The 24,591-nt window shown below is 74.2% G+C and carries 14 protein-coding genes; 6 read left to right on the top strand and 8 right to left on the bottom strand.

What is annotated here, in order from left to right; genetic code table 11:
• Positions 1–4 precede the first annotated feature (4 nt).
• The 4 genes from J2X68_RS25260 to J2X68_RS25245 all read right to left on the bottom strand — a co-directional run bounded on the left by J2X68_RS25260 (position 5) and on the right by J2X68_RS25245 (position 2,155).
• The gene (locus J2X68_RS25260; RefSeq protein WP_310434862.1) at positions 5–472 is read right to left on the bottom strand and encodes an SRPBCC family protein; all 468 of its coding nucleotides are present in this window, start codon (positions 470–472) and stop codon (positions 5–7) included.
• A gap of 159 nt (positions 473–631) precedes the next feature.
• Positions 632–1,093, bottom strand: coding sequence for an SsgA family sporulation/cell division regulator (locus J2X68_RS25255; RefSeq protein ID WP_310434861.1), 462 nt, complete (start codon positions 1,091–1,093; stop codon positions 632–634).
• Positions 1,094–1,343: 250 nt separating this feature from the next.
• The gene (locus J2X68_RS25250; protein WP_310434860.1) at positions 1,344–1,712 is read right to left on the bottom strand and encodes a metalloregulator ArsR/SmtB family transcription factor; all 369 of its coding nucleotides are present in this window, start codon (positions 1,710–1,712) and stop codon (positions 1,344–1,346) included.
• Positions 1,709–2,155: an SRPBCC domain-containing protein gene (locus tag J2X68_RS25245; RefSeq protein WP_310434859.1), complete on the bottom strand. Its 447-nt coding sequence runs from the start codon at positions 2,153–2,155 to the stop codon at positions 1,709–1,711. Before J2X68_RS25245 ends, J2X68_RS25250 begins: the two co-directional genes overlap by 4 nt.
• 341 nt (positions 2,156–2,496) lie before the next feature.
• Here J2X68_RS25245 and J2X68_RS25240 point away from each other — a divergent pair, with 341 nt between their 5' ends.
• Positions 2,497–3,429, top strand: a complete 933-nt coding sequence (locus tag J2X68_RS25240; RefSeq protein ID WP_310434858.1) for a hypothetical protein — start codon at positions 2,497–2,499, stop codon at positions 3,427–3,429.
• Between the two features lie 109 nt (positions 3,430–3,538).
• On the opposite strand, the gene J2X68_RS25235 is transcribed toward J2X68_RS25240, so the two are convergent.
• Genes J2X68_RS25235 through J2X68_RS25220 form a run of 4 tightly spaced genes read right to left on the bottom strand, consistent with a single transcriptional unit; the run spans position 3,539 to position 8,343 of the window.
• Positions 3,539–4,660, bottom strand: coding sequence for an XdhC family protein (locus J2X68_RS25235; protein ID WP_310434857.1), 1,122 nt, complete (start codon positions 4,658–4,660; stop codon positions 3,539–3,541).
• Complete coding sequence (locus tag J2X68_RS25230) at positions 4,653–6,779, bottom strand: xanthine dehydrogenase family protein molybdopterin-binding subunit (protein WP_310434856.1); 2,127 nt, start codon at positions 6,777–6,779, stop codon at positions 4,653–4,655. The genes J2X68_RS25235 and J2X68_RS25230 overlap by 8 nt, the downstream gene beginning before the upstream one ends.
• Positions 6,776–7,768, bottom strand: coding sequence for a xanthine dehydrogenase family protein subunit M (locus J2X68_RS25225; protein WP_310434855.1), 993 nt, complete (start codon positions 7,766–7,768; stop codon positions 6,776–6,778). Before J2X68_RS25225 ends, J2X68_RS25230 begins: the two co-directional genes overlap by 4 nt.
• The gene (locus tag J2X68_RS25220; RefSeq protein ID WP_310434854.1) at positions 7,765–8,343 is read right to left on the bottom strand and encodes a 2Fe-2S iron-sulfur cluster-binding protein; all 579 of its coding nucleotides are present in this window, start codon (positions 8,341–8,343) and stop codon (positions 7,765–7,767) included. The genes J2X68_RS25225 and J2X68_RS25220 overlap by 4 nt, the downstream gene beginning before the upstream one ends.
• A gap of 250 nt (positions 8,344–8,593) precedes the next feature.
• Here J2X68_RS25220 and J2X68_RS25215 point away from each other — a divergent pair, with 250 nt between their 5' ends.
• From J2X68_RS25215 to J2X68_RS25195, 5 genes are all read left to right on the top strand, one after another.
• Positions 8,594–9,193: a TetR/AcrR family transcriptional regulator gene (locus J2X68_RS25215; protein ID WP_310434853.1), complete on the top strand. Its 600-nt coding sequence runs from the start codon at positions 8,594–8,596 to the stop codon at positions 9,191–9,193.
• Positions 9,194–9,641: 448 nt separating this feature from the next.
• Entirely contained in the window at positions 9,642–13,733 is a 4,092-nt protein-coding gene (locus tag J2X68_RS25210; RefSeq protein ID WP_399040775.1) for an amino acid adenylation domain-containing protein, read from the top strand.
• Complete coding sequence (locus tag J2X68_RS25205; RefSeq protein ID WP_310434851.1) at positions 13,733–22,819, top strand: non-ribosomal peptide synthetase; 9,087 nt, start codon at positions 13,733–13,735, stop codon at positions 22,817–22,819. Before J2X68_RS25210 ends, J2X68_RS25205 begins: the two co-directional genes overlap by 1 nt.
• 10 nt (positions 22,820–22,829) lie before the next feature.
• Positions 22,830–23,918 carry a GSCFA domain-containing protein gene (locus J2X68_RS25200; protein ID WP_310434850.1) on the top strand — a complete coding sequence of 363 codons (1,089 nt, stop codon included), beginning with the start codon at positions 22,830–22,832 and terminating at the stop codon, positions 23,916–23,918.
• Positions 23,845–24,558, top strand: coding sequence for a hypothetical protein (locus J2X68_RS25195; RefSeq protein ID WP_310434849.1), 714 nt, complete (start codon positions 23,845–23,847; stop codon positions 24,556–24,558). The genes J2X68_RS25200 and J2X68_RS25195 overlap by 74 nt, the downstream gene beginning before the upstream one ends.
• The last annotated feature ends 33 nt before the right edge of the window (positions 24,559–24,591 follow it).

The following is a 24,591-nucleotide window of genomic DNA, read 5'->3' as shown; positions in this document are numbered from 1 at the left end:
ACGGTCAGCCCGGCCGCTCGCCCTGAGCGGGCGGAGTGCCCAGCGCGTGGTCGACCGCCCGGGGCAGCCGCTCCGACACCTGGTCGCCGAGCCGCTCGAACTCGCGCTGCAGCAGGGGACCGGCCAGCCGGGCCAAGCCGTGGAAGTCGACCTGCGCCCGATAGGTCAGCCGCGTGCCTCCCGCGTGTTCCTCGAAGCGCATGTCGTCCGTGGAGGTGGCCGTCTTGTTCCGCCCCACGAAGGTGAGGCGGTCCGGGTCCCACCGGACGAGCCGGTACCGCAGCTCCGTGCGCCGCCCCCGGAACTCCGACACGTTGTGCCACTCGGCCCCCACGGACACCGCGCCTGCGCCCAGCCGCTCACAGGTGACGGTGCCGGGATCCCACATCTCGGCGTGCGCGAAGTCCGCGAGGTACCGCACGACCTCGCCCAACGGCTGCGTGAGGGTCAGGACGCGCTCGACTTCGACCACGGTTGCCTCTTCTCTCCCGCTCGGCCGGTGCCCGTCGTCCGGCCGTGGCACCTCCTCGTTCCGTGGTCGGACGGCCCGCGGATGCACGGTGTTCCTGCCTGGGGGTGCCGGGGGCTCCGCGCCGAGGTGTCGGTCGTGGCCGACGCGCCGCCCGCCCCATCACCTGGGATACAGCAGCCGCTCCAGCGGGCCCTCCCAGCTCAGATGGGCGTATTCCTCGCCGGCCGGGACCGAGGCGAAGGTCTCCTCCAGCCAGTCGCGAAGCTCGTCGGCCGGTACGAAGAGGACCGCCGCGGCGTAACTGCTCCGCAGCAGGATCCGGACGGAGTCCAGGCCGTGGCAGCGGCAGGGCGGCCAGACCCGCACGTCACCCTCGCCGGACGGCGCGCGCAGCCCGGCGTACAGCAGGTCCCGCGAGAACATCCAGGGCGCGACCTGCTCGGGTGAGCCGGGGAAGTCCATGCGGACGGCGAGCGGATCGGAGGGATCGTGGACGAAGCACACCGCGAGCTGGACGGCCTCGTCCGCGCTCAGGAGCACCCGGACGGAAAGGGTGCGTCGAAGCACTTGGCGCTTGCGTACGCAGCGGCAACCGTTCGTCGGGTCGGTCGGATGGTGCATGACGCCTCCCGGAAGGGGTGAGGCCATCGTTGCCGAACCGCGCGGGTCGGTGCCGAGCGGGCCTCTCACCCTTCCTTTCGCCGTGGCAGGCCAGGGTGGATGCGCTTGGTGCGTTGCGTGACGGATCCCGGCGTCGTCGAAGCGGCCGACGGGCGGGTTCGCATGCTTCCGCTCGTCCGTCGCGAAGGCGAACCAGCGCAGGGAGAAGCCCCCGGCTTCCGCCGGGGGCGTAGGCGCAGCGCGCGTACCGTCAGTCGGGGCGTGCTGGACCGGTGTCCCGTTCCGCCGCCTCGGCGACGCGTTTGATGGTCGCCAGGCGCCGGTCCCAGTCGGCCGCGAGCGAGGCCATCCACCGCGCCGTCGTGTCCAACGCCGACGGCCGCACCGCGTAGCGGACCTCGCGGCCGACCCGGTCGCCGGAGACCAGCCCGGCGGCGTCCAGGACGGCGAGGTGCTTGACCACGGCCTGCCGCGAGACGGGCAGCTGTCCGGCGAGCGTGGTGGCGGTGGCCTCGCCGTGCGCGGCCAGCAGGTCGAGCAGTCGGCGTCGCGTAGGGTCGGCCAGCGCGCCGAGGACGCTGTCGACGACCTCGGCGGCTCGGGGACGCTCTTCCGTCACGTGGCGGACCGTTCGGCGCGGGCCTTGAGCGCGTCGAGCTCCAGGGGCCAGCCCGCGCTGTGATCCTTGTGGTTCTGGCTGCGCAGCTCCTGGGAGCCGGCCAGCGCCGCGAAGCCGCTCTCGACGACACGCAGTCGCGTCCGGTCGCCCTCCTGCGTCAGCGTGAACTCCACGAGGGTGCTGTTGTCCTCACGCAGTTCCTCCCCGGGGAACGCGCTGGTCCAGCGGTACGCCAGGTACGTCGGCGGCTCGACCTTCTCCACGCGCACCGGGAAGTCGCCGTGCTCGGCGTTCTTCGCCACCATCGACTCGCCCTCCCTGGCCACGGTGCCGGGCAGGCTCGCCTTGTCGGCCACCCAGAAGCCGGGCTGCGCCACCAGCGACCAGACGCGCTCCAAGGGCGCCGCGATCAGGGTTTCGCGTTCGATCCGGTCCTCGCTCATGAGGGGCTCCTTCGTCGTCGTCTCCATCGTACGCAACCCCACGGTTGCACATCAATGCTCAACGTGCAACTCAAAGGTTGCGCCCGTCGGGATGCGTGGTGAGAGGGGGGCGTGAGCCGCACGGTGCGCCGAACGCGCAGGGGTGCTGCAGAGGTCCGGCGATCTCGGCGCGCCTCCTGGTCGCGCGCCCCTTCTGCTCCCGCACGCCCCTGCCGCACGGTTGGCACGCCGGATTTGCCACGAAAAGGTGAAGGGCGCGCCGATTGGCGGCCGTTCGTCGCCGTCCGGGCAGGGGAGAGTCCCGGCGGCAGCAGAGGCGGGCGGAGGTCACCGAGGGGGACATGCACATGCCGTGGGACGAACTCAAGCAGGCACTCACCGCCCAGAAGGCCACCTTCACGCAGACCGACCCCGTCTGGACGGTGGCGGGGGCGAACGGCGAGTCCTTCCGCGCGCACCCGGCGTTCCTGGACGAGGTCCGGGCCGCGGGCGGGCTGCCCGACCTGCTGACCGCGACCGACCGGACTCTCGCCGGTGCGCTCGGGAGGTGGCGGGTGACCTTGGACCGTCACCTGACGGGCGTGCCGGAGGCGCGCACCGCGCTCGGACTCGCGGATCACCGCTTCACCGCTCTGGACGAGCAGATCACGCTCCTGCGCTACCACGAGACGGCGAGGTCGCAGCCGGGCGCCGCGAACCCGGTGATCGCCGCGGCCGGGACCGCGTTCGCCGACCGCCGACAGGCGGCCACGGTCCACGACTTCACCCAGCTGCACGCGTTCTTCCTGGCCGCCGTGAACAGCTTCGGCGGGGCCTACGACGCGCACACGTACCCGGGACGGGTGGACGCGATGTACGCCCTGGCGGTGGGCTCACCCGCGGCCGCGTCGGCGGGACCGGTACGGCTGGGCACGGTCACCGACTGGCAGACCCACCAGCCGGGGTTCGCCGTGTCGGTCCACGCCGCCGCGGCGCGGCTGAACTTCCGTACGCCCGACGCCCTGGCGGGCCACGCCCTCAAGCACGTCCTGCGCACCTCGCCGCAGATCCCCGGCGATCAGGCCGGCGTCCACGGCCTGATCGCCACGTACCTCCAGGAAGCCCGCGACAAGGTCACCGCCACCTCGACGGCGACGGTCACCAGCGCCCTGGCGCAGACCGGCGCCACCCGCACCTACTATTTCGGCGTCGTCAACGACCACGCCACCATGGTCGCGGTCAACTCCTCCGGTGACGCCTGGATCAGCACCTACTACGCGCCGACTCGCCTCTGACCGGCGATGCCTCCCGGGGCCTTTCGGGGCCTCCCGCCCCGGCCCCGCAGCACAGCCTTCGTTCCGGTGGTCCCTCGGTCCTGGCCTCGCGCGGCCGGGCCGTCGGGCCTCAGGCGGAGTCACGGTGATGGATCGGCCTGCCCGAACCGGTCAACGGCAGGCCCGTCCCGCCCCGCCGCGCGGCGACGATCTCCGCCGTGATCGACAGGGCGGTCTCCTCAGGTGTGCGGCCCCCGAGGTCCAGGCCGATCGGCGACCTCAGCCGCGCCAACTCGTGTTCCTGCAGACCGATGTCGCGCAGCCGTCGGTCCCGGTCGGCGTGGGTGCGGTGGGAACCCATCGCGCCGACGAACGACACCGGCAACCGCAGCGCGACCTCCAGCAGCGGGACGTCGAACTTGGCGTCGTGGGTGAGCACGCACACCACGGTGCGCCCGTCCGTCCGGGTGCCCCGCAGATAGCGGTGCGGCCAGTCCACGACGACCTCGTCGGCCTCCGGGAAACGCTCCGGGGTGGTGAAGACCGGCCGGGCGTCGCACACGGTGACGTGATAGCCGAGGAACTTGCCGGCCCGGACCAGGGCCGCCGCGAAGTCGACGGCACCGAACACGATCATCCGGGGCGGCGGCACGCTCGTCTCGACGAGGAGGGTGAGGCCGCCGGGGCAGTGCGATCCGTCCTGCGACAGCTCGACCGTGCCGGTACGACCCGCGTCGAGCGCGGCCAGGGCCTGTTCCGCGGCGGTCCGGTCGAGCTCCTCGTGCCCGCCGAGTCCGCCCTCGCGGGAGCCGTCGGCGTGCACGAGCAACGCGGCGCCGAGAAGCGCGTCGGGACCGCGGACGACCCGGACGAGGGCGACGGGCTCGCCCCGCGCCGAGCCGTCCAGGGCCGAGCGCAGCAGCGCGCCGACCGGACCGTCCGCCGTGACCGGGGTGACCAGGACGTCGAGGACCCCGCCGCACGTGAGCCCCACGGCGAAGGCGTCCTCGTCGCTGTAGCCGAAGCGTTCGAGCACGCTGTCGCCGGTCTCCAGCGCACGGGCGCACAGGTCGTACACCGACGCCTCCACGCAGCCGCCGGACACCGACCCGATGACGGTCCCCTCCCCGTCGACGGCGAGGGCGGCGCCCGGACCGCGCGGCGCGCTGCCGCCGACGGACACGACGGTGGCGACGGCGGCCTTCCGGCCCTCGGCGAGCCAGTCGCCGAGCTGCGGCGCGAGGTCAAGCATCGATGCCGCCCGCCAGGACCCGGTCGGGGCGGATGGGCAGGCTGCGGTGACGTACGCCGGTCGCGTGCCACACGGCGTTGGCGACGGCGGCCGCCGCGCCGACGATGCCGATCTCGCCGATGCCCTTGATGCCGACCGGGTCGTCGGGGTCGTCGTCCGCCACCCAGTGCGCCTCGACGCGCGGGACGTCGGCGTGCGTCGCCACGTGGTAGCCCGCGAGATCCGCTCCGACGGGCCCGCCGGAGGCCGCGTCGCGCGCGGCTTCCTCGTGCAGGGCCATGGAGATGCCCCAGATCATGCCGCCGGTGAACTGACCGCGCGCCGTCAGGGGGTTGACGATGCGCCCCGCGGCGAACACGCCGAGCATGCGCCGTACCCGCACCTCGCCCGAGGCGGTGTCGACGGCGACCTCCGCGAACTGCGCGCCGAAGGAGTGCCGTTCCTTCCGCGCGAGGGCGGCGATCGCCGCGGTCGTGTCGGAGCGCACGGTGATGCCCTCGGCGGGGATCGCCACGCCCGGCACGAGCCGGTCGCGCAGTTCGCCCGCGGCGGCCATGACGGCCCAGGACCAGGAGCGTGTGCCCATCGAACCGCCCGCGATCATCGCGGGTCCGAAGGCGCTGTCGCCGAGGCGGACGTGGACGCGTTCCGGCGGGACGTCCAGGGCGTCGGCGGCGACCAGGGTGAGAGCGGTCCGCGCGCCGGTGCCGATGTCCGCCGCGGCGATCCGCACGGTGAAGCGGCCGTCGGCCTCGGCGGTGATCGCGGCCGTGGACGGGGCGGCGCCCGCGCCGAAGGACGCGGCCGCGGTGCCGGTGCCGAGCAGCCAGCGCCCCTCGCGTCGCACGCCGGGCCGCGGGTCGCGCCGGTCCCAGCCGAAGCGCCGGGCGCCCTCCTCGAAGCAGGCGCGCAGATTGCGGCCGGCGAAGGGGAGGCCGGAGACCGGGCCCCGGTCCGGTTCGTTGCGCAGCCGGAGCTCGATCGGGTCGACGCCGCACGCGTGGGCGAGCTCGTCGAGCGCGGCCTCCAGCGCGAAGGACCCGGGAGCCTCGCCCGGGGCACGCATCCAGGTGGGGCTCGGGACGTCGAGGGGCACGACCTGGTTCTCCGTGCGGTGGGCGTCCGCGTCGTACATCACCCGGGCCACGCCCGCGCTCGGCTCGACGAACTCGTGCACGGTGGAGGTGCGGCTCAGCGAGCGGTGGTCCAGGGCGCGCAGACGTCCGTCGGGGTCCGCCCCGAGCCTGACCCGCTGGATCGTGGGGCTGCGGTGGCCGGCCAGCGTGAACATCTGACGGCGGGTCAGTACGACCCGCACCGGACGTCCGAGTGTCCTGGACGCCATCACGGCGGCGACCTGGTGGGCGCGCACGCCCTTGCTGCCGAAGCCGCCGCCGACGTGCTCCGACCGCACCCGCACCGACGCGGGATCGAGCGAGAAGAGGTTCGCGAGTTCCCCGACGACCCAGGTGGCGCCCTGGTTGGAGTCCACCAGTTCGAGCCGGTCGGCCTCCCAGCGGGCGGTGGCCGCGTGCGGCTCCATGGGGTGATGGTGTTCTTCCGGAGTGGTGTACACGGCGTCCACGACGACGGCGGACGCGGCGAGCCCGGCCTCCAGGTCGCCCTTCTCCGTCAGGGCGGGCATGTGGCCGTCGGACGGGTGGGCGTCGGGGTGGTCCCCGGTGAACCCGACGTCGTGCGGGGCCTGTTCGTAGTGGACGACCAGGGCCTCGGCGGCCTCACGCGCCTCCTCGGAGGTCTCGGCGACCACCAGCGCCACCGGCCAGCCCAGGTGGGGTACCCGGTCGCTCTGGAAGACCGCGCAGGTCGGGTCGGGGACCGTGCCCAGCAGGCCCACGTAGTCCGTCGTGAGGCGCGGGGCGTTGCGATGGTCCAGCACGGCGAGGACGCCCGGCATGCCGAGGACGGCGTCCGCCTCGACGTCCCGGATCCGGCCGCGCGCCACGGTGGACAACACCAGCCAGCCGTGGGCGAGTTCGGCGAAGGGCACCTCGCCCGCGTACCGGGCCGCACCGGTGACCTTGTCCCGCCCCTCCACGCGGACGTGACCGGTGCCGACGGCGCGGACGGGGGCCAGGGGCGCGTCGGTCGTCGTCATCGCGCGGCCTCCTCGGCGAGTTCGCCGAGCACGGCCACGGTCAGGTTGCGCATCAGGGTCACCTTGAATCCGTTGTCCGACAGGGGCCGGGCCGCCGCCAGTTCGGCGTCCGCGGCGGCCGCGAACGACTCGGCGTCCGCGGGCGCCCCGGTGAGGGTCCGCTCGGCGGCGCGGGCCCGCCAGGGCCGGGAGGCCACCGCGCCGTAGGCCAGGCGCACCTCGCGCACGACGCCGTCGCGGACGTCGAGCGCGGCGGCGACCGAGCCGACGGCGAACGCGTAGGACGCGCGCTCGCGCACCTTCCGGTAGCGGGAACGGGCGGCGACGGGAGCCGGCGGCAGCGTGACGCCGGTGATCAGCGCGCCCGCCGGCAGGGCCGTCTCGCGGTGCGGGGTGTCGGCGACCGGGAGGTAGAACCAGCCGAGGGGCAGTTCGCCCGGCCCTTCGGCGGTCTCGTAGTGCACCATGCCGTCGAACGCGGCCAGCGCGACGGCCATGTCCGACGGATGCACGGCCACACACCGCGCGGAAGCGCCGAGGACGGCGTGGTTGCGGTTCTCGCCCCTGACGGCGGGGCAACCGCTGCCGGGCGCCCGCTTGTTGCAGGGGCCGGTGGTGTCGGCGAAGTAGGCGCAGCGGGTGCGCTGGAGCAGGTTGCCGCCGACGGTCGCCATGTTGCGCAGCTGACCGGAGGCGCCGGCGAGCACCGCCTGCGCCAGCGCGGGGTAGCGGGTGCGGATCAGGGGATGGGCCGCGAGGTCGCTGTTGGTGACGGTGGCGCCGATCCGTACGCCGCCGGCCGGGGTCGGCTCGATGTGGTCCAGCGGCAGGCCCCGTACGTCGACGAGCCGTCCCGGGCGTTCGACGCCGGTCTTCATCAGGTCGACGAGGTTGGTGCCGCCGGCGAGGTAGCGCGCCTCCGGGTCGGCGCCGAGCAGCGCGACGGCGCCCGGGACGTCGGAGGCCCTTCGGTAGTCGAACTCCCTCATGCCGCAGGCTCCTTCGGCTCCGGTCCGGCGTCCGTGCGCGCCGCCGGCCGGGACTCCGCAGCCCTGGTGACGGCCTCGACGATCGAGGGGTAGGCGGCGCAGCGGCACAGGTTGCCGCTCATGCGTTCACGGATCTCGTCCGGCGTCAGGGTCGGCGGTCCGGCCGCGGGCCGTACGTCCGCCGTGGCGGCGCTCGGCCAGCCGGCGGCGTGCTCCGCGAGCACGCCGATCGCCGAACAGATCTGGCCCGGCGTGCAGTAGCCGCACTGGTAGCCGTCGAGATCGAGGAAGGCCTGCTGCACCGGGTGCAGCCGGTCGCCGTCGGCCACGCCCTCGATGGTGGTGATCTCACGCCCCTCGGCCGCGACCGCGAACTGGAGGCAGGCCACGGTCCTGCGGCCGTCGACCAGGACGGTGCAGGCTCCGCACTGTCCCTGGTCGCAGCCCTTCTTGGCGCCCGTGAGGTCGAGTCGTTCGCGGAGCGCGTCGAGCAGGGTGGTGCGGTGGTCGACGGGCAGCGTGTGCCGCTCGCCGTTGATGTGCAGGGTGATGACGCTGGACGTGGGTAAGGCCATGAGAGCTTCTTTCGCGCTTCCGGAACCTGTGGGCGGCGGCCGCCGGTGCCTGCGACGGCCGGGGATACGTCGTTCGTGAGGGCGGGGGTGGGCGCGCGGGACGGCGTCGACGCTGTTCGCGGACTCCCGCGTGGGCTCGGCCGGGGCTATGGTGAACCCAACCGGACAATCGTCCGCTACCGGCAAACGTAACGGACAGTTGTCCGCTTAGCAAGGGTGGGGTTCGGCCGCGCACCCCGAGGAGAGTCGAGTGCAGCACGAGAAGGACGCGCCCCTGCGCTCGGACGCACAACGCAACCGCGAGCGCATCCTCCAGGTCGCTCTGACCGAGCTGACGCTGTGCCCCGACGCGCCGCTGAGCGCGATCGCCAGGAAGGCGGGCGTCGGACAGGCCACCTTCTACCGCAACTTCCCCAGCCGCGAGGCCCTCGTCCTGGAGATCTACCGCCACGAGATGCACCAGGTCGCCGACAGCGCGGCCCAGCTGCTCGACGAGCTGCCGCCGGACCGGGCCCTGCGTGCCTGGATGGACCGGCTGGCCGAGTTCGCCATGACCAAGGCCGGTCTGGCCGACGCGATCCGCCTCGCCACCAGCACGCCGGGCGGCCCCGAGAAGCCGGCCCACACCCCCGTCGCCGACGCGGCCGAACTCCTCCTGCGCGCCAACGACGCGGCGGGCGCCATCCGGCCGGGCATGACCCCCGACGATCTGATGCTCGCCATCGGCGGCCTGTGGCAGCTGACGCCCGCGGACGACTGGCGCCCGCGCGCGGCCCGGCTCCTCGACCTCGTCATGGACGGGCTGCGCGCCGGGGCACCCGGGGCCGACGGCCGGTCCCTGCCGTCCTGACCCGGGCGCCGGGCGGGCCACCCGGCCATGACGCCCGCCTCGCGGAATCGCGTCCGGCTCACCTCCGGGCGCTACTCCGGGCGGGCGGTCCGCAGGGGGCGCCGAGTACGCCGAGCGGGCATCAGTGGCCCGAGCACTGATCTCCGAATGCGCTCCGGGAGTTCTAAACATTCAATTGGGTCCGGCCGTGCCGCTAAACAATTCTCTTTATGCGCGCAGTCGCCCCTTTTGGGGCGGCGTGAGGATCGCTTCTATGTGAAGTGGCAGCTGGAAGTCAAGTGTTGACATGTCCTCCGCTTGTGATTGATGATCACAGCTGTGTCACGGAGTCGCTGTAGGACTCTGCCTGACTGCCGCGCACGATGTGACCCGAATTCAATGCGACTTTCCCCGGAGAATTCCCCTTCCACCCCCTCGGGAATTACTTCGATAAAGGCATCTTCGAACGATGCCGATTTCACTGCGCCCCAGTTCCTCCCCGGTCCCACCCCGACAGGAAGGCCAGGTCTTGCCGGTGCAGCACCCCCCTCTCCCGCCCCGGTCCGCCCCCACGATCAGGCCCGCGTCCTTCGCCCAGCAACGCGTCTGGTTCCTGGCCCAGTTACGTGGTGTGAACGCCGCGTACAACGAGACCATCGCCTTCACGCTCGCCGGCCCGCTCGACCGACAGGCCCTGTCCGACGCCCTGGACGCACTCACCGCGCGCCATGAGACCTTGCGAACAAGGCTGGTGGCCGAGGCGGGCGTGGTGAACCAGCACATCGACCCGCGGGGTGCGGGTTTCGCCCTGGCCTTCGAGGATCTTTCCGCCGACGCCGACCCCGACGCACAGGTGGCCTCCCGCCAGCGCGACGAAGCACGCCAGGCGTTCGACCTCGAGGCCGGACCTCTCGGACGCGGCCGCCTGCTGGCCCTGGCGGCCGAACGCCACGTCCTGCTGCTGACGTTCCATCACACTGTGTACGACGGCGCGTCGATGAACGTGATGATGAGGGAACTGGCGGCGCTCTACGAGGCGTTGACCACCGGTGCGGGCGACCCGCTGCCCGAACTCCCGTGGCAGTACGCCGATCACGCGCAAGCCCAGCGCGATGCCGTCCTCGGCGGCGAGCTCGCCGTCCAGGAGGACTACTGGAAAAGGGTGTTGCGTGACGCGCCCCCGGTACTGGAACTGCCCGCCGAAGGCCCGCGCCCGGCTGAGCAGGACTACGACGGCGCACGGGTGGAATTCGACCTCGACCCCGACGTCACGGCCGCGCTCAGAAGCCTCGCGCGGGAGCACGGCGCCACCTTGTTCGTGACCGTCCTGACCGGCTGGGCCATTCTGCTGTCGCGACTCTCCGGACAGGAAGACATCGTTGTCGGCAGCCCGGTCGCGGGTCGGCGAGGCCCGGGTGCCGCGGGGCTCATCGGGTTCCTCGTCAACTCGCTCCCGTTGCGCATCGACCTGTCCGGCGGGCCGACCGGCGCCCAGGCGCTGGCCCGCGCCCGCGCCGTCGTCCGCGAGGGTCTCGCCCATCAGGACCTGCCCTTCGAGCGCATCGTCGAGGCGGTGAACCCTCCCCGCAGCGCCTCCCGCACCCCCCTGTTCCAGACGATGGTGGCCTGGGTGCCGGACCGGCACGACCTGCTGCGGCTGCCCTCGATCGAGGCCCGGCCGCTCGCGATCGACCACGCGCCGGCCAAATTCGATCTCGCCCTGTCGGTGACCGAGTCGGACGGCCGGCTCACCGGACACCTGGACTACGCGACCGCCCTCGTCGACCGGGCCACCGCCCAGCGCTGGGCAGGCCACCTGCGCCACCTCCTCACCGACCTGGTCCGGCACCCCGACCGCGACATCCGTGCCCTGGAGCTGATGACGCCGCACGAGCGCCTCCGCGTGATCCAGGAAGGCGACGCCACCCGGACCGCTCCAGCCGTTCCGACTGCTTCGGCCGACCCGGCCCCTACCGCCCGGCCCGCCCCCGACTCGATCACCTCGCTCGTCGAGTCCTGGGCCCGTCGGCACCCCGCACAGGACGCGGTCGTCGACGAGGAGCGCCGTCTCGACTACGCCACGCTCGACCGCCGAGCCAACCGGCTCGCGCACGGCCTCGTCGCCCGCCTGGTGGCTCCGGGCGACGTCGTGGGGCTGCACGCGCGCCGGAGCGTCGATCTGGCCGTCGGCATCCTGGGCATTCTCAAGGCGGGCGCCGCCTACCTCCCCCTCGACCCCGGACAGCCGCGGGAACGCCTCCTCGGCATGGTCGCGGACGCCGCCTGCCCGGTCGTCCTGAGCGACCACGACACGGCAGAGCGTCCCGGGAGCTGGCTCGACCTGCACGCGGTGGAAGCGGAGGGAGCGACCGGGGAGCACCCGCCGGCCGACCCCGGCCGCGCTCCGGGGCGCACCGCGTACGTGATCTTCACGTCCGGGTCCACGGGCCGGCCCAAGGGCGTCGCCGTCGAGCACCGCAGCGTCCTCAACCTCTTCGCGACCTGGCACGACCGGATGAGCACCGCCCCCGGCGACGCCGGTTCGGCCTGGTCCAGCATCGGCTTCGACGCCTCGATCCACGAACTGCTGCTGCCGCTGACCACCGGCGGTGTGCTGCACATCGTCCCGGAGAAGCTGCGGGGCGACCCGGACGCCCTGCTGACGTGGATGCGCGAACACCGGGTGACCCAGGCGTTCCTGCCGCCCGCCTACGTCAAGTGGATCGACGAGGACCCCGCCGGCCGGCTGCGCGACCTGCCGCTGCGCACCCTCCTGACCGGCGTCGAGTCCCTGACCGAGGCCGCCCTGCACCGCATGACGCGGGAACTGCCCGGCCTGCGGATCTGCTTCGGCTACGGCCCCACCGAGGCGACCCTGTACAGCACCGCCTACTACGACCCGCGCCCGCTGGAGCGGCCCTGCCCCATCGGCCGTCCGCTGCCCGGCACCCGCTGCTACATACTCGACGGCCGCCTGCAGCCCGTCCCACCCGGGGTGGTGGGCGAGGTGTACCTGGGCGGGGCGTCCCTGGCCCGGGGATACCTCAACCGCCCCGACCTCACGAGGGAGCGCTTCCTGCCGGACCCGTTCGTGCCCGGCGAACGCGTCTACCGCACCGGCGATCTGGCCAGGTGGGGGCGGGACGGCCAGGCCCACTACGTGGGGCGCGCCGACGACCAGGTGAAGCTGCGCGGTTTCCGGATCGAACCCGCCGAGGTCGAGGCGGCGCTCATGGCCCTGCCCGGCGTCCGCGAGGCCGTCGTCCTCGTCGACCGCGACACGGCCGGGCAACCCCGGCTCGTCGCCGGGGTGGGCGGGGGAGCGGAGCCGGACCGAGCCGTCGGCGACTGGCGCACCGCCCTCGCGCGCCGACTGCCCGACTACATGATCCCCGCCGTCGTCCTCGCCCTCGACACCCTGCCGCTCAACCGCAGCGGCAAGGTCGACCGGGCGGAGCTGCTGCGGCTCGTGCACGAGCGGACCTCCACCCAGGTCAACACCGCCAGCCCCCGGGACCACGTGGAACACGCCCTGTACCGCATCTGGCAGCGCATCCTGCTCCACCCGGACATCGGGGTGCGGGACGACTTCTTCGGCATCGGCGGCACCTCTCTGTCGGCCATCAAGATGGCGCACGAGGTCACGGAGACCTTCGGCCGCCAACTGCCGGTCGCCGAAGTCATGCTGCGGCCCACCATCGAGGCCCTCGGAGCACTGCTGCGGGAGGAGGGGACACACCGCGCGCCCGGCAGCCTCATCGAGTTCCGCCGCGGCACGGGTCCCCGCGTGGTCTGCGTCCACCCCGCCGGCGGCACCGCCTTCTGCTATCTGCCCCTGGCCGCCTTCCTCCCGGAGCACGTCGGGCTCTACGGCATCCAGTCACCGGGCGTGAACCCCGGTGAGGACGTCCTGCCCACCGTGGAGGCGATGGCGGAGGCGTACCTCCGTCTCCTCGAACCCCTCGGCGAGGGCCCGCTCGTCCTCACCGGCCTCTCCTACGGCGGTCTCGTCGCCCACGAGATGGGCCGTGCCCTGAACCGGGCCGGACGCCATGACGTGAGCGTCGTCCTTCTCGACACCCAGGCCACCGACGACGACTCCGCCCGCGCGGAGATCACCGTCGTCGACGCGGCCGAGTTCCGCGACAAGCTCGTGAGGTTCAACGGGATGTACCCCGGCATCGACGACGCCCAGGTGGACCGCTACTTCCGTATCTACAACCACAACCGGCTCACCGCCCGCGACCACGTGCCCGCCGTCTCCCCGACCCGCCTCGTCCTCGCCCAGGCCGTGGCCGGCGGGACCGACACCCCCTTCCACGCCGAGGTCCGCGCATTCTGGCGGCGCCGCGCGGAGGGCGAGTTCCGGGTCGAGACGATGGAGTGCGACCACTGGGAGATCCTGGAAGGCGGCGCGGCCGCCCGCGTCGGCGCCCTGCTCGCCGCCGAACTCGCTCACCATCAGGCCCCAGCGGGCTCGACGCCCCCATCGGCCCCACGGCTCTCATCTCTCCCACCGGCCGCCGCCCGCGCGGTCACGGCCTCGACACGGGAGGCGTGATGGAGTGGCCGGCCCCCCTCAGCCCGCTCGCCGCGGCCGTGCTCGCCCAGGCCCGCCGCACGCCCGCCGCCCCGGCCGTCGAGGACGGCGAGCGCCGTCTCGACTACGCGGAACTCGACCTGCTCAGCGGCCGGGTGGCCGACCGGCTCCGCAGCCACGGAGTGCGGCCCGCGGACGCCGTCGCGGTCGCCCTGCCCCGCTCCTGGCAGCTCGTCTGCGTCCTGCTCGGCATCCGCCGTGCCGGAGCCACCGTCGTCCCGCTGGACCGGCTCAGCCCGCCCGACCGGCAGCGGCGCATCCTCGCGGATTCCGGTGCGGTCGCCGTCGTCCGCGACGACGCGCACGCGCCGGACGACCTGTCCGCCGAGCTGCTCCTCGCCCCGGACGAACCGGCCCACCCGACCCCGGGGACCGGACCCGAGGACCCGGCCCCCGCCGTCGGACCGGCCGACGACGCCCACGACCGTGACACCGGCTTCGTCTTCTACACCTCGGGCAGTACCGGCCGCCCCAAAGGCGTCGAGGTCACCGACGCGGGGGTGCTGCGGCTGGGCCGCCCCGGCTACCTCGACCTGCGACCCGGCGCGCGGTACGCCTGCCTCTCCAACCCCGCCTTCGACGCGCTCAGTTTCGAGGTATGGGCGCCCCTGCTGACCGGAGGCGCCTGCGTCATCCTCGACGACACGCACGTGCACAGCCCGCACCGACTCGCCCGTGAGCTCCGCACCCTGCGCATCGACACGCTGTTCATCACGGTCGCCCTGTTCAACGCGGTCGTCGAGAAGGTGCCCGACTGCTTCGCGGGCGCCGCCCAGGTCCTCGTCGGAGGCGAGCAGCTCAACGCCCCGCTGATACGCCGCTGGTACGCCGCCAACCCCGGCGCCCGGACCGTCCTGCACAACGTGTACGGGCCGACGGAGGCGACCACGTTCGCCCTGTGCCACCCCATCCCACGGGACTTCGACGGTGACGCGATCCCCATCGGCACCGCGCTCCCCGGCACCGGCACACTCCTGCGCACCGAGGACGACCGCACCGCCGAGGCCGGCGAGGTGGCGGAACTCCTGCTTTCGGGAACGGCGTTGGCCCGCGGCTACCGCGACCTGCCCGCCCAGACCGCGCAGAGCTTCGTCGAACTGCCGGACGGGGAGGGAAGACCGCGTCGCTGGTATCGCACCGGGGACCTCGTCCGCCGGGACGCCGCGGGGATCGTGACCTATGTCGGCCGGGCCGACCGGCAGGTCAAGGTGCGCGGATTCCGTATCGAACCGGGCGAGGTCGAACGGCAGTTGCTGGCCCACCCGGCCGTCCGTCAGGCCCATGTGTGCACCCGGCGCGACGCGGCGGACCGCAGCGAACTGCTGGCCTTCCTCATCCTGGGCGACGACCTCTCCTTCGACGCCTACGAGCGCCACCTCACCGCCACCCTGCCGCCGTACATGCGCCCCCACCGCACCCATCTCGTCAGGGAACTCCCCCTCACCGCCAACGGCAAGGTCGATCAGGCCACCCTGCTGCGCGACGCGGGGTCACCGTGGCGCCCGGCCCGCACCCGCGAGGCGCACGTCAGCGCCGAGCAACGGCCCGTCCTCCGGATCGCCGAGGAGATCCTCGGCCTCACCGGCCTGCGTCCCGACGACCGCTGGACACCGAGCGGCGGGGACTCCCTCAAAGCGCTGCGGTTCCGGTTCGAGATCCTGCGCCGCCACGCCGTCGACCTGCCCCAGGACCTCGTGCTGCGGGCCGACTTCGCCGCCATCGCCGCCGCCGTCCACGCGCCGGACGCGGCCACGGACGCCCACCCGCCCGTGCCGCCCGCCTCCGACGAGCCGACCGCACCGGCCACCGGTGAGCAGGAACGCCTCTGGCTCCTGCACGAGCGCGACCCCGAGGACCGCTCCTACGACGTACCGCTCGTCTTCCACGTCGAGGGCGCCGTCGACCCGGACGCCCTGCACCGCGCGGTCCGCACCCTGGTCGAGCGGCATCCGGCGCTGCGCACCCGGCTGGAGCCCACCCCGCTCGGACTCCTCCAGCGGACCGAGGCCCCCTACGACCCCTGGCAGCGGCTGGAGACCGGCGCGTCGGAGGGATGGCAGGACACCGCCGACCGCTTCTTCGCCCACCGCTTCCGCCTCACCGATCCCCGGATGCTGCGGGCGGCCTGGGTGCAGCGGCCGGACGGCGGCCTCCTCCTGCTCCACCTGCACCACATCGCCGTGGACGGCTGGTCCCTGAACCTCCTCTTCCGCGACCTCGGCGACGCCTACGCCGCGACGGACCCCCACCCCGTCCCCGCGACCACCCCCCTGGACTTCGCACGCTGGCAGCGGACCTGGCACACCAGCCCCGCCTACGAGCGCCGCCGCACCCGCCTGCTCGCCCACTACGCCGAAGGCGAGCCGTCACCCGCCCTGCCCGCGCCCGAGGGGCCCGGCCGGCCGGGGGTGAGGCTGCTGCGCACCTCCCTCGGCATGGACCGCCGCACCGCGCTGGACCGGCGCGTCGCGGAACTCGGCCTCACCAGGTTCCACCTCCTGGTGTCCGCGTTCACCGCGAGCGTGTACGGCGTCAGCGGACAGAGCCGGCCGCTCATCGCCGCCCCTGTGGCGAACCGGCCCCGCCCCGAATTCGCCGACGCCGTCGGCATGTTCGCCAACACGGTGCTCCTCGACCTCGGCGCACGCCCGCACGAGACCCTGACCGCGCACCTCACCGAGCACGCCGACACCGTGCGTACCGTGCTGGCGGAGCAGGAGGTCGCTCTCGCCGACGTCCTCGCCGACGACGCCTTCCGCGAGCGCACCCCCTTGTTCGACTACCTGTTCGTGCTGGAGAACACCGAGTTCTCGGCACTGAGCCTGGACGGCTGCCGGACCCGTCCCGTGTGGCCCCGCCCGCTGGGGCCCAAGTGCGCGATCACGCTGTCGGTCATCGAGCACGAGTCCGGCTTCGACTGCCTGTGGGAGTACCGCGACGACATCGGCGCCGACCGCGCCGAAGCCGCGGCCCGGCTCTTCGCCCAGGCGCTCGACCACCTGACCACGGGCGACGACGTCACCCTGCACGATCTGGTCGCCCCCTACCGACGGGCCCTGCCCGACACCGGCCGGGGCACCACACCGGAAGCCGACTTCACCACCGTCGCCGACGGCTTCGCCCGGCAGGTGGCACGCACCCCCGCCGCCCCGGCCGTCAGCACCGGCGGCACGACTCTCACCTACGCCGAACTGAACTCCCAAGCAAACCAGTTGGCGTCCGCTCTGCGCGCCCGGGTGCCGTCCGATCCGGCGGCCCCGGCGGCGGTCGCGCTGTACCTCCAGCCGTCCGTCGAACATGTCGTGGCGCTCCTGGCCGCGGCCCGCCTCAACCTGACCGTCGTCCCCCTCGACCCCGCCTACCCGCCACCCCTGCTGCGTCATGTGCTGGACCAGGCGGACCCGCTGTGCGTCCTGGTGGCCCCCGAGGACCTGGACGCCCTCGACACCCTCGCGCCGCCGTCCCTGCCCCGGCACCCGGTCATCCTGACGGACAGCCCGCAGGCCGCCCCGGTGCCCCACCGCCACCGCGGACAGCGGCCCCTCTACACCCTGTTCACCTCCGGTTCCACCGGCACGCCCAAGGGCGTCCAGGTCCCGGACCGGACGCTGTGCGACCTGCTGACCTGGCAGCGGACCGCAGGCGGACTCGGCCGGCCCGCCGTCACCCAGCAGTTCTCCATGCTGTCCTTCGACGTCTCCTTCCAGGAGATCCTCACCACCTTGTGCTCCGGCGGCCTGCTGCGCCTGGTGCGACCCGCCTGGCGGCAGGACGCCCCGGCTCTGCTGGAGCAGCTGGAGGCCGGGGGAGCGGAGCGGATCTTCCTGCCGTACGTGGCCCTGCACCTGCTCGCCGAACACGGCGTGCGCACGGGGCGGTTCCCCTCGCGGCTGCGTGAAGTCGTCACGGCGGGGGAGCAGTTGGTGTGCACGGACGCCATCCGCCGCTGGTTCGCCGGCCTGCCCGACGCGCGCCTGTTCAACCACTACGGTCCCACCGAGACCCACGTCGTCAGCGCCCTGTGCCTCGACGGAGACCCCGCCGCCTGGCCGACGCGTCCCGCGATCGGGCGACCGGTGTCCCACGCCGTGCTGCGCGTGGTCGACGAGAGCGGCCTGCCCGTCCCGCCGGGCGTCACCGGGGAGCTGCTGATCGGCGGCCCGATGGCCGGCCGCTGCTATCTGGGCGAGGCCGCCGTCACGCACCACGACCGGTTCGTCGACGATCCGGCCCTCGGCGTCCTCTACTGCACCGGGGACCGGGCCCGCTTCGACCGGCAGGGCCTGCTGCACTACGCGGGCCGTGACGACGACCAGGTCAAACTGGGCGGATTCCGGCTGGAGCTGGGACAGGTCGAGGCCGCACTGCTGTCGTACCCCGGTGTGACCCACGCCGTCGCCGTGGTGCACGACGGCAGGCTGGCGGCCGCCCTCCAGTGCCGGGGCGAGGATCCCGACCCCACGCACCTCGCCGGCCATCTCGCCGCCCGGCTGCCCGCCTATGTGCGCGTCGCCCGCTTCCGCCGCCTGACGGAGCTGCCGCGCACCCCCAGCGGCAAGCTGGACCGCCGGGCGGCCCTCACCGCACCGGGCGACGAACTGCGCCCGTCCGCCGACGCGGCCACCGCCTCCCTCACTCCCCTCGAAGCGCGGCTGACCGGCCTCTTCGAGGCCGTGACCGGCAAGGCCGTGGCCGCGGACCAGCGGTTCTTCGACGCGGGGGCGACCAGCCTGGACCTCATGCGCTTCCACCTGCGATGCGCGGGCGAGGGCGATCTGCCGTTCGGCGTGCCGGACCTGTTCGAGCACGTCACCCCGCGCGCCCTGGCCCGCTTCGTCGACGGCCGCGCCGAGACCCACCGGCCCGCGCAGCAGCCGGACGGGCAGCGGCCCGACGAGCCCATCGCCGTCATCGGCATGGCGGTACGGCTGCCCGGCGCCCCCGACCTCGCCGCCTTCTGGGACCTGACCACCTCCGGCCGACGCGGCATCGAGGAATTCGCCGCCACCGCCGGCCGGGTCGGCGCCCGCAGCCAGCCGGCGGGCCTCCTCGCCTTCGACCCCGGCCGCTTCACCATCAGCCCCCAGGAGGCGCGGCTGATGGACCCCCAGCAGCGCCACCTGCTGATGAACTGCGTCGAGGCGCTCGCCCACGCGGGTCTCGGCGACCCGGCCACCCGGCGGGTCGGGCTCGTGGCCTCCTGCGGCGAGAACACCTACTTCCAGCGGATCCTGCGCGACGGCGACCCGGACGCGCTGCCGGACGGCTTCCGGCTGGCCCTGCACCACGAGAAGGACTTCCTCGCCACCAAGGCCGCCTACCACCTCGGACTGACCGGACCCGCCCTCACCGTGCAGTCCGCGTGCTCCAGCTCCCTGGTCGGCGTCCATGTCGCGGCCGGGATGCTGCGGCAGGGCGACGCGGACGTCATGCTCGTCGGCGGCGTCCTCATCGACACCGAGATGACCGACGGCTACACCTACCGGCCCCAGCACATCTTCTCCCCGGACGGGCACTGCCGGCCGTTCAGCGCGGACGCCGAGGGCACCGTCGGAGGCAGCGGCGCCGCGGTCGTCGTCCTCAAGCCGCTGGCCGCCGCCCGCCGGGACGGGGACACCGTGTACGCCGTCATCACGGGCTCGGGCGTCAACAACGACGGCTCGGACAAGCTCGGGTACAGCGCCCCCGCCCTGACCGGGCAACGCGCCGCGATCCGCGCGGCCCTGCGCCGCAGCGGACGTGGGGGCGCCGACCTCGGCTACGTCGAGGCCCACGGCACCGGCACCCGGCTGGGAGACCCGGTGGAAGCCGCGGCGCTGCGCCAGGCGTACGACCTGGCGGCCGACGCGCGCGTGGCACTGTCCTCGGTGAAGAGCCAGATCGGTCACCTGGGCGCCGCGGCCGGTGTCGTCGGCCTGGTGCGGGCGGTCCTGGCCGTCCACCACGGGGTCATCCCGCCCACCGCCGACTTCGACCGGCTCAACCCCGAGATCGAGGACGGGCCCTTCCGCGTACCGGTGGCCGCCGAACCCTGGCCCGAGGGCGCCCCGCGCGTCGCGGCCGTGAGCAGCTTCGGCATCGGCGGCACCAACGCCCACCTGCTGCTGGAGCACGGGGAGTCACCGCCGCCCGGGCCCGCCCCCGAGCCGGCGCCGTGCCTGGTGCTGTCCGGGGCCTCCGCCGCCGCGGTGCGTGCCGACGGGCAGCGTGTCGCCGCCTATCTGCGCGCCCACCCCGACGCCTACCCACGCGTACTGCGCCACCTCCAGGCCGGACGCCCCGCGCTCGGCCACCGGGCCGCGGCGGTCTGCCCGGACGTCGACGCCGCCGTCACCTGGCTCGACGCACCGGCGGAGATCACCGCGCCGCCCACGGGGAGCCGTCTCTCCACCGAGGACCGCGACCCGCACACGCTCGCCCGGGCGTGGACGGCCGGGTACCTCCTCGACTGGCCCGCGGGCCCTGCCCCGGCCCCGTGGGACTTCCCCCCGCCCGCCTTCGACACCACCGACCACGACTTCCCGCGCGCGCCCGTCGCGACGCCCGAACCGACGGCCCGACCGCGTCGGCTGCCCGCCGACCAGTGGCTGCACCAGCCCCAGTGGACGCGTCTGCGGCGCGCCCGCACCGAAGCCCACGCACCCCGGCGCACCGCCGTGGTGGTCACGGCGGGGCACACGGACGCCGAGACCTGGCGATTCCTGGAGAGGCACTACGCCCGTGTGACGACCGTCCGGGCCGGCGAGACCTTCACCCGACTCGGCGAGGACCGCTACGAGGCGGACCCCACCGACGCCGGACAACTGGCGTCCCTGCTGGACCGCGTGACCCAGGACGGCGGAGCCGGTGTCGACTGGCTCCACGCGCTGCCGCTCGCGCTGCACGACGTGCTCGACGAGCGGGCGGGGGACACGGCCCGGTGGGCGTGCCTCGACACCGTCGTGGCCCTCGCCCGCGCGCTGGCCGACGTTCCGGCCGCGCACCGGTCGCGCGCCTGGTTGCTCTCCCACCAGGCGCAGCCGGTGACCGGCGCCGTCCGCGTCCCCGGAGCCGGGCTGCTGGGCGCCGCTCTCGACGTGCCCCGGCAGGAACTGGACGTGTCCCTGCGCTGGGTCGATCTGCCCGGCGCCCGCCCGGCGGACTGGGCGGCACACCTGCCCGACCTGCTCCTCGACGACACCCAGGCCGAGCCGGCGACCGCCCTGCGCGACGGCTTCTGGTGGCGCAGGGCGGTCCAGCCCGTCCCCGGCGCCGCGGCACCCCCCTCCGCCGTCCGGTCGGCCGCCCCCGGAACCCACCTGGTGCTCGGCGGGACCGGCGGCATCGGAAGCACCCTGGCCGCGGCGCTTCTGGAGCACCCCGGCAACCGCGTGGTGCTGGTCGCCCGCGGCGGCGACCCGCCCGCCGTGCTGCGGGCGCACCCGGACCGCGTCACCCTGGTCCGGGCCGACCTGGCCACCGACGACCTGGACACGCTCGTGGACCGGCTCGCCCCGCACCTCGACGGCCTCGCCGGGATCGTGCACGCCGCGGGCACCGCCGCGGGCGGCCTCCTCGCCCGCCGCGATCCGGCCACCGCCCGGCGCTCCACCGCCGCGAAGCTCCGCGGAGCGCTGCTCGTCGAGAAGCTCATCGCCGAGCACGATCCCGACTACGCCGCGTACTGCTCGTCGATGGCGGCCCGGTACGGCGGAGTCGGACAGTTCGACTACGCGGCCGCCAACGCCTGCCTGGACGCCTTCGCCCACTACGCGCCCCCCGGCGGCGAGGACGCCACCGTGCGCATGAGCATCGGCTGGGACGCCTGGCGCGAGGTCGGCATGGCGCAGCACACCCTCCCCGCGGACGCCCGGCACCGGGACCACCTGGCGGTGGCCCTCACCCCCGAGGACGGCACGGCCGTGTTCGAACGGGCCCTGCACCTGCAGCTGCCCCACCTGCTGGTCAACACCACCCCGCTGGCCGAGGCCCCGTACTTCTACGAGCCGGCCCCCGCGTCGCTCTCCCTGTCCGGGACACCGGCCACGACCGCGCACGGCGACCCCACCGCGGAGCTCACCGAGGCCCTGCTCGGCCTGCTCGGCGTGGACGCCGTCGACCCGCACGCCGCGCTCTACGACCTGGGCGCCGACTCGCTCACCCTGCTGGAGCTGCTGGACGAGGTGAAACGCCTCTTCGGCGCCGACCTCGACCTGTCCCGCCTCAGCCACCGGGTGAGCCTCGCCGAGATCCTCGGCCACCTCGGCACCGGCACCCCGGCGGCGGCCGCCGTGGACGTCGAGGTGTGGCAGCGCGGCACGGGCCCGGACGTGCTCTGCCTGGTCCATCCCGTCGGCGGCGACATCCAGGCCTACCGGCCGCTGGTGGCCGCCCTGCCCGGCGACCTGACGGTGTGCCTGATCGCGGACCCGGGACTGCGCGACCCCCGGGCGCCCGTCCGGTCCATCGCCGACCGGGCCGCGCACTACCTCGACGCCGTCCGGGCCGAGTTCCCCGGCTCCGACCGCCGACTGCGGCTCGCGGGCTGGTCGTTCGGGGCGTGGACCGCCCTGTCGATGGCGGCCCTCGCCGAGTCGGACGGCCGCCCCGCCGCCGGCCTCCACCTCCTCGACCCGCCGCCGCCGGGCGCCGGAGGCCGGCTCGCCGCCTACGACCAGCGGCAGATCGACGCCGTCTTCGCCCGGGAACTGGGCGGCAACGCGGGAGACCCGCTGAACCGGCCGGGCCGTGCCTACGCCGAGCGCCTCGCGCGCTGCTGCCGCGCCAACCTCGCGTCCATGGCCGGACACCGGCTGCCTCGGCTCCACCGGACGCCCACGACCGTGTGGCTCGCCGAACGCCCCGTGGACGACGGCGTCCTGGCCCCCGAACCGACCGCGCCCGGCGCCTGGGACGCCCATCTGCCCCGGGCCTCCCGCCTCCACCACGTCGACGCCACCCACTACGAACTCGTCACCGCACCGCACGTCCAGGCGATAGCCGACGCCCTCGCCGCACCGCCGTCCGACACACCCGCCGACCTGCCCCACCCCGCCGGACGGACCTGAGGAGACCACCGTGGCGAACCCCTACACCCGCCTGCCCGCGCGGTCCTTCTGGCGCACCGCCGTCGCCGAACCCGACCCGCTCCACATCACCGACCTGTGGACGCCCAAGTTCACCATCGGCCAGGACGACCCCGTCGTCACCGCCGGATCCTGCTTCGCCGCCCACGTCGGGCGCGCCCTGCTGGAGGAGGGCATGCACTGGTACGACGCCGAACCCGCGCCCCCCGGCCTCACCCGCGCCGAGCGGTCGGCACGCGGCTACCGCCGCTTCTCCTTCCGCACCGGCAACGTCTACACCGCCGCCGCACTGCGCCAGTGGGTCGCCTGGGCCCTCGGCGAGGAGAAGCCGCCCGAGGAGGTCTGGGAGGAGGACGGGACCTTCCACGACCCCTACCGGCCCACCGTCGAACCGGACGGCTTCGCCTCGCCCGAGGACGTCCTGCGCTCCCGCGAGGTCACCCTCGCGGCCGTCCGCAGGGCCCTCGCCAAGGCCGACGTGCTGGTCTTCACGCTCGGCCTGACCGAGGCCTGGCACGACACGCGCAGCGGCACCGTGCTGCCGATGTGCCCCGGGACCGTACGCGGCACCTACGACCCCGACCGGCACGTCCTGCACCAGCACACCGTCGCCCGCGTCCACGACGACCTCACGGCCGTGCTCGGCCTGGCCCACGGCGTCAACCCCCGGCTGCGCACGGTCCTCACCGTCTCCCCGGTGCCGCTCACGGCGACCGCCACCGGCCGCCACGCCCTCGTCGCCACCACCCACTCCAAGTCCGTGCTGCGCGCGGCGGCCGGCCAGCTCGCCGACGAGTGCGACGCCGTCGACTACTTCCCGTCGTACGAGATCATCACCGGTCACCCCTACCGGGCGGCCTTCTACGAGCCCAACCTCCGCACGGTCCGCCCCGACGGCGTGGCCTTCGTGATGCGGCACTTCTTCGAGGCCCTCCAGGGCCGGTCGGCGCCGGCGCGTCCCGCGCCCCGACCCCCCACCCCTGCCACCGGCGGAGAGGACCACGCGTGTGACGACGCCGTGCTCGACTACTACAGCACCCGCCCGCACCACGGCCCCCGCCCGGTTCCTCCTGCTCGGTGACTCCCACGCGGGCTGCGTCGGAGGCGCGGCGCGCGCCGCCGACCTGCCCTTCGCAGGTGGCCCGGTCGGCTCCGGACGGGACTTCCTGGGCCCCTTCTTCGACGCCGACGCCACCGGCCTCACCTTCCGGGGAGCCGAGACGGAGCGCCTCCACCGGGAGTTCCTCGACAGCCTCGGGGCGCGCGCGCTCGGCGAACTCGCGGTTCCGCTGGTGTGCACGTTCGGGCTGAGCGCCCACACGGTGGCCACCCGGCAGAACTGGGACATCCACCGCGACCGCCACGGCGCCGTCCCGGACGCGTTCCTCTCCGGACGGCTCTTCGCCGACCTCGTCCGGGCCACCGTCCGCGGCGCGCTCGCCTTCTACGACCTCACGGCCGCGCTGGGACTGCGGGTGCTCGCCCCCCTGCCGCCCCAGCGCGTGCCCGGCATGTCCGACCCGCGCGTCTTCTTCGCGGCCCAGGACGTCCTCTCGGGCGAACTCGCCGCCCGGGGCGTCGAGATCGTGGACCTGCGCGCCCGCGTCACCGACGGCACGGGTCTGCAACGTCCCGCCTTCTGCCAGGCCGACGACACGATCCACGGCAACCTCGCCTTCGGCCGCCTGATCGTCTCCGAGCTCCTCGACCGAGGGCTCTGACACACCCGTCCCCACCCGCCCCACCCTTGCCAC

The sequence above is a fragment of the Streptomyces sp. 3330 genome (genome assembly GCF_031456635.1).
Classification (GTDB): domain Bacteria; phylum Actinomycetota; class Actinomycetes; order Streptomycetales; family Streptomycetaceae; genus Streptomyces.
The sequence above is the reverse complement of the archived record's forward strand: the minus strand, read 5'-3'. Positions and strand labels throughout refer to the sequence as shown.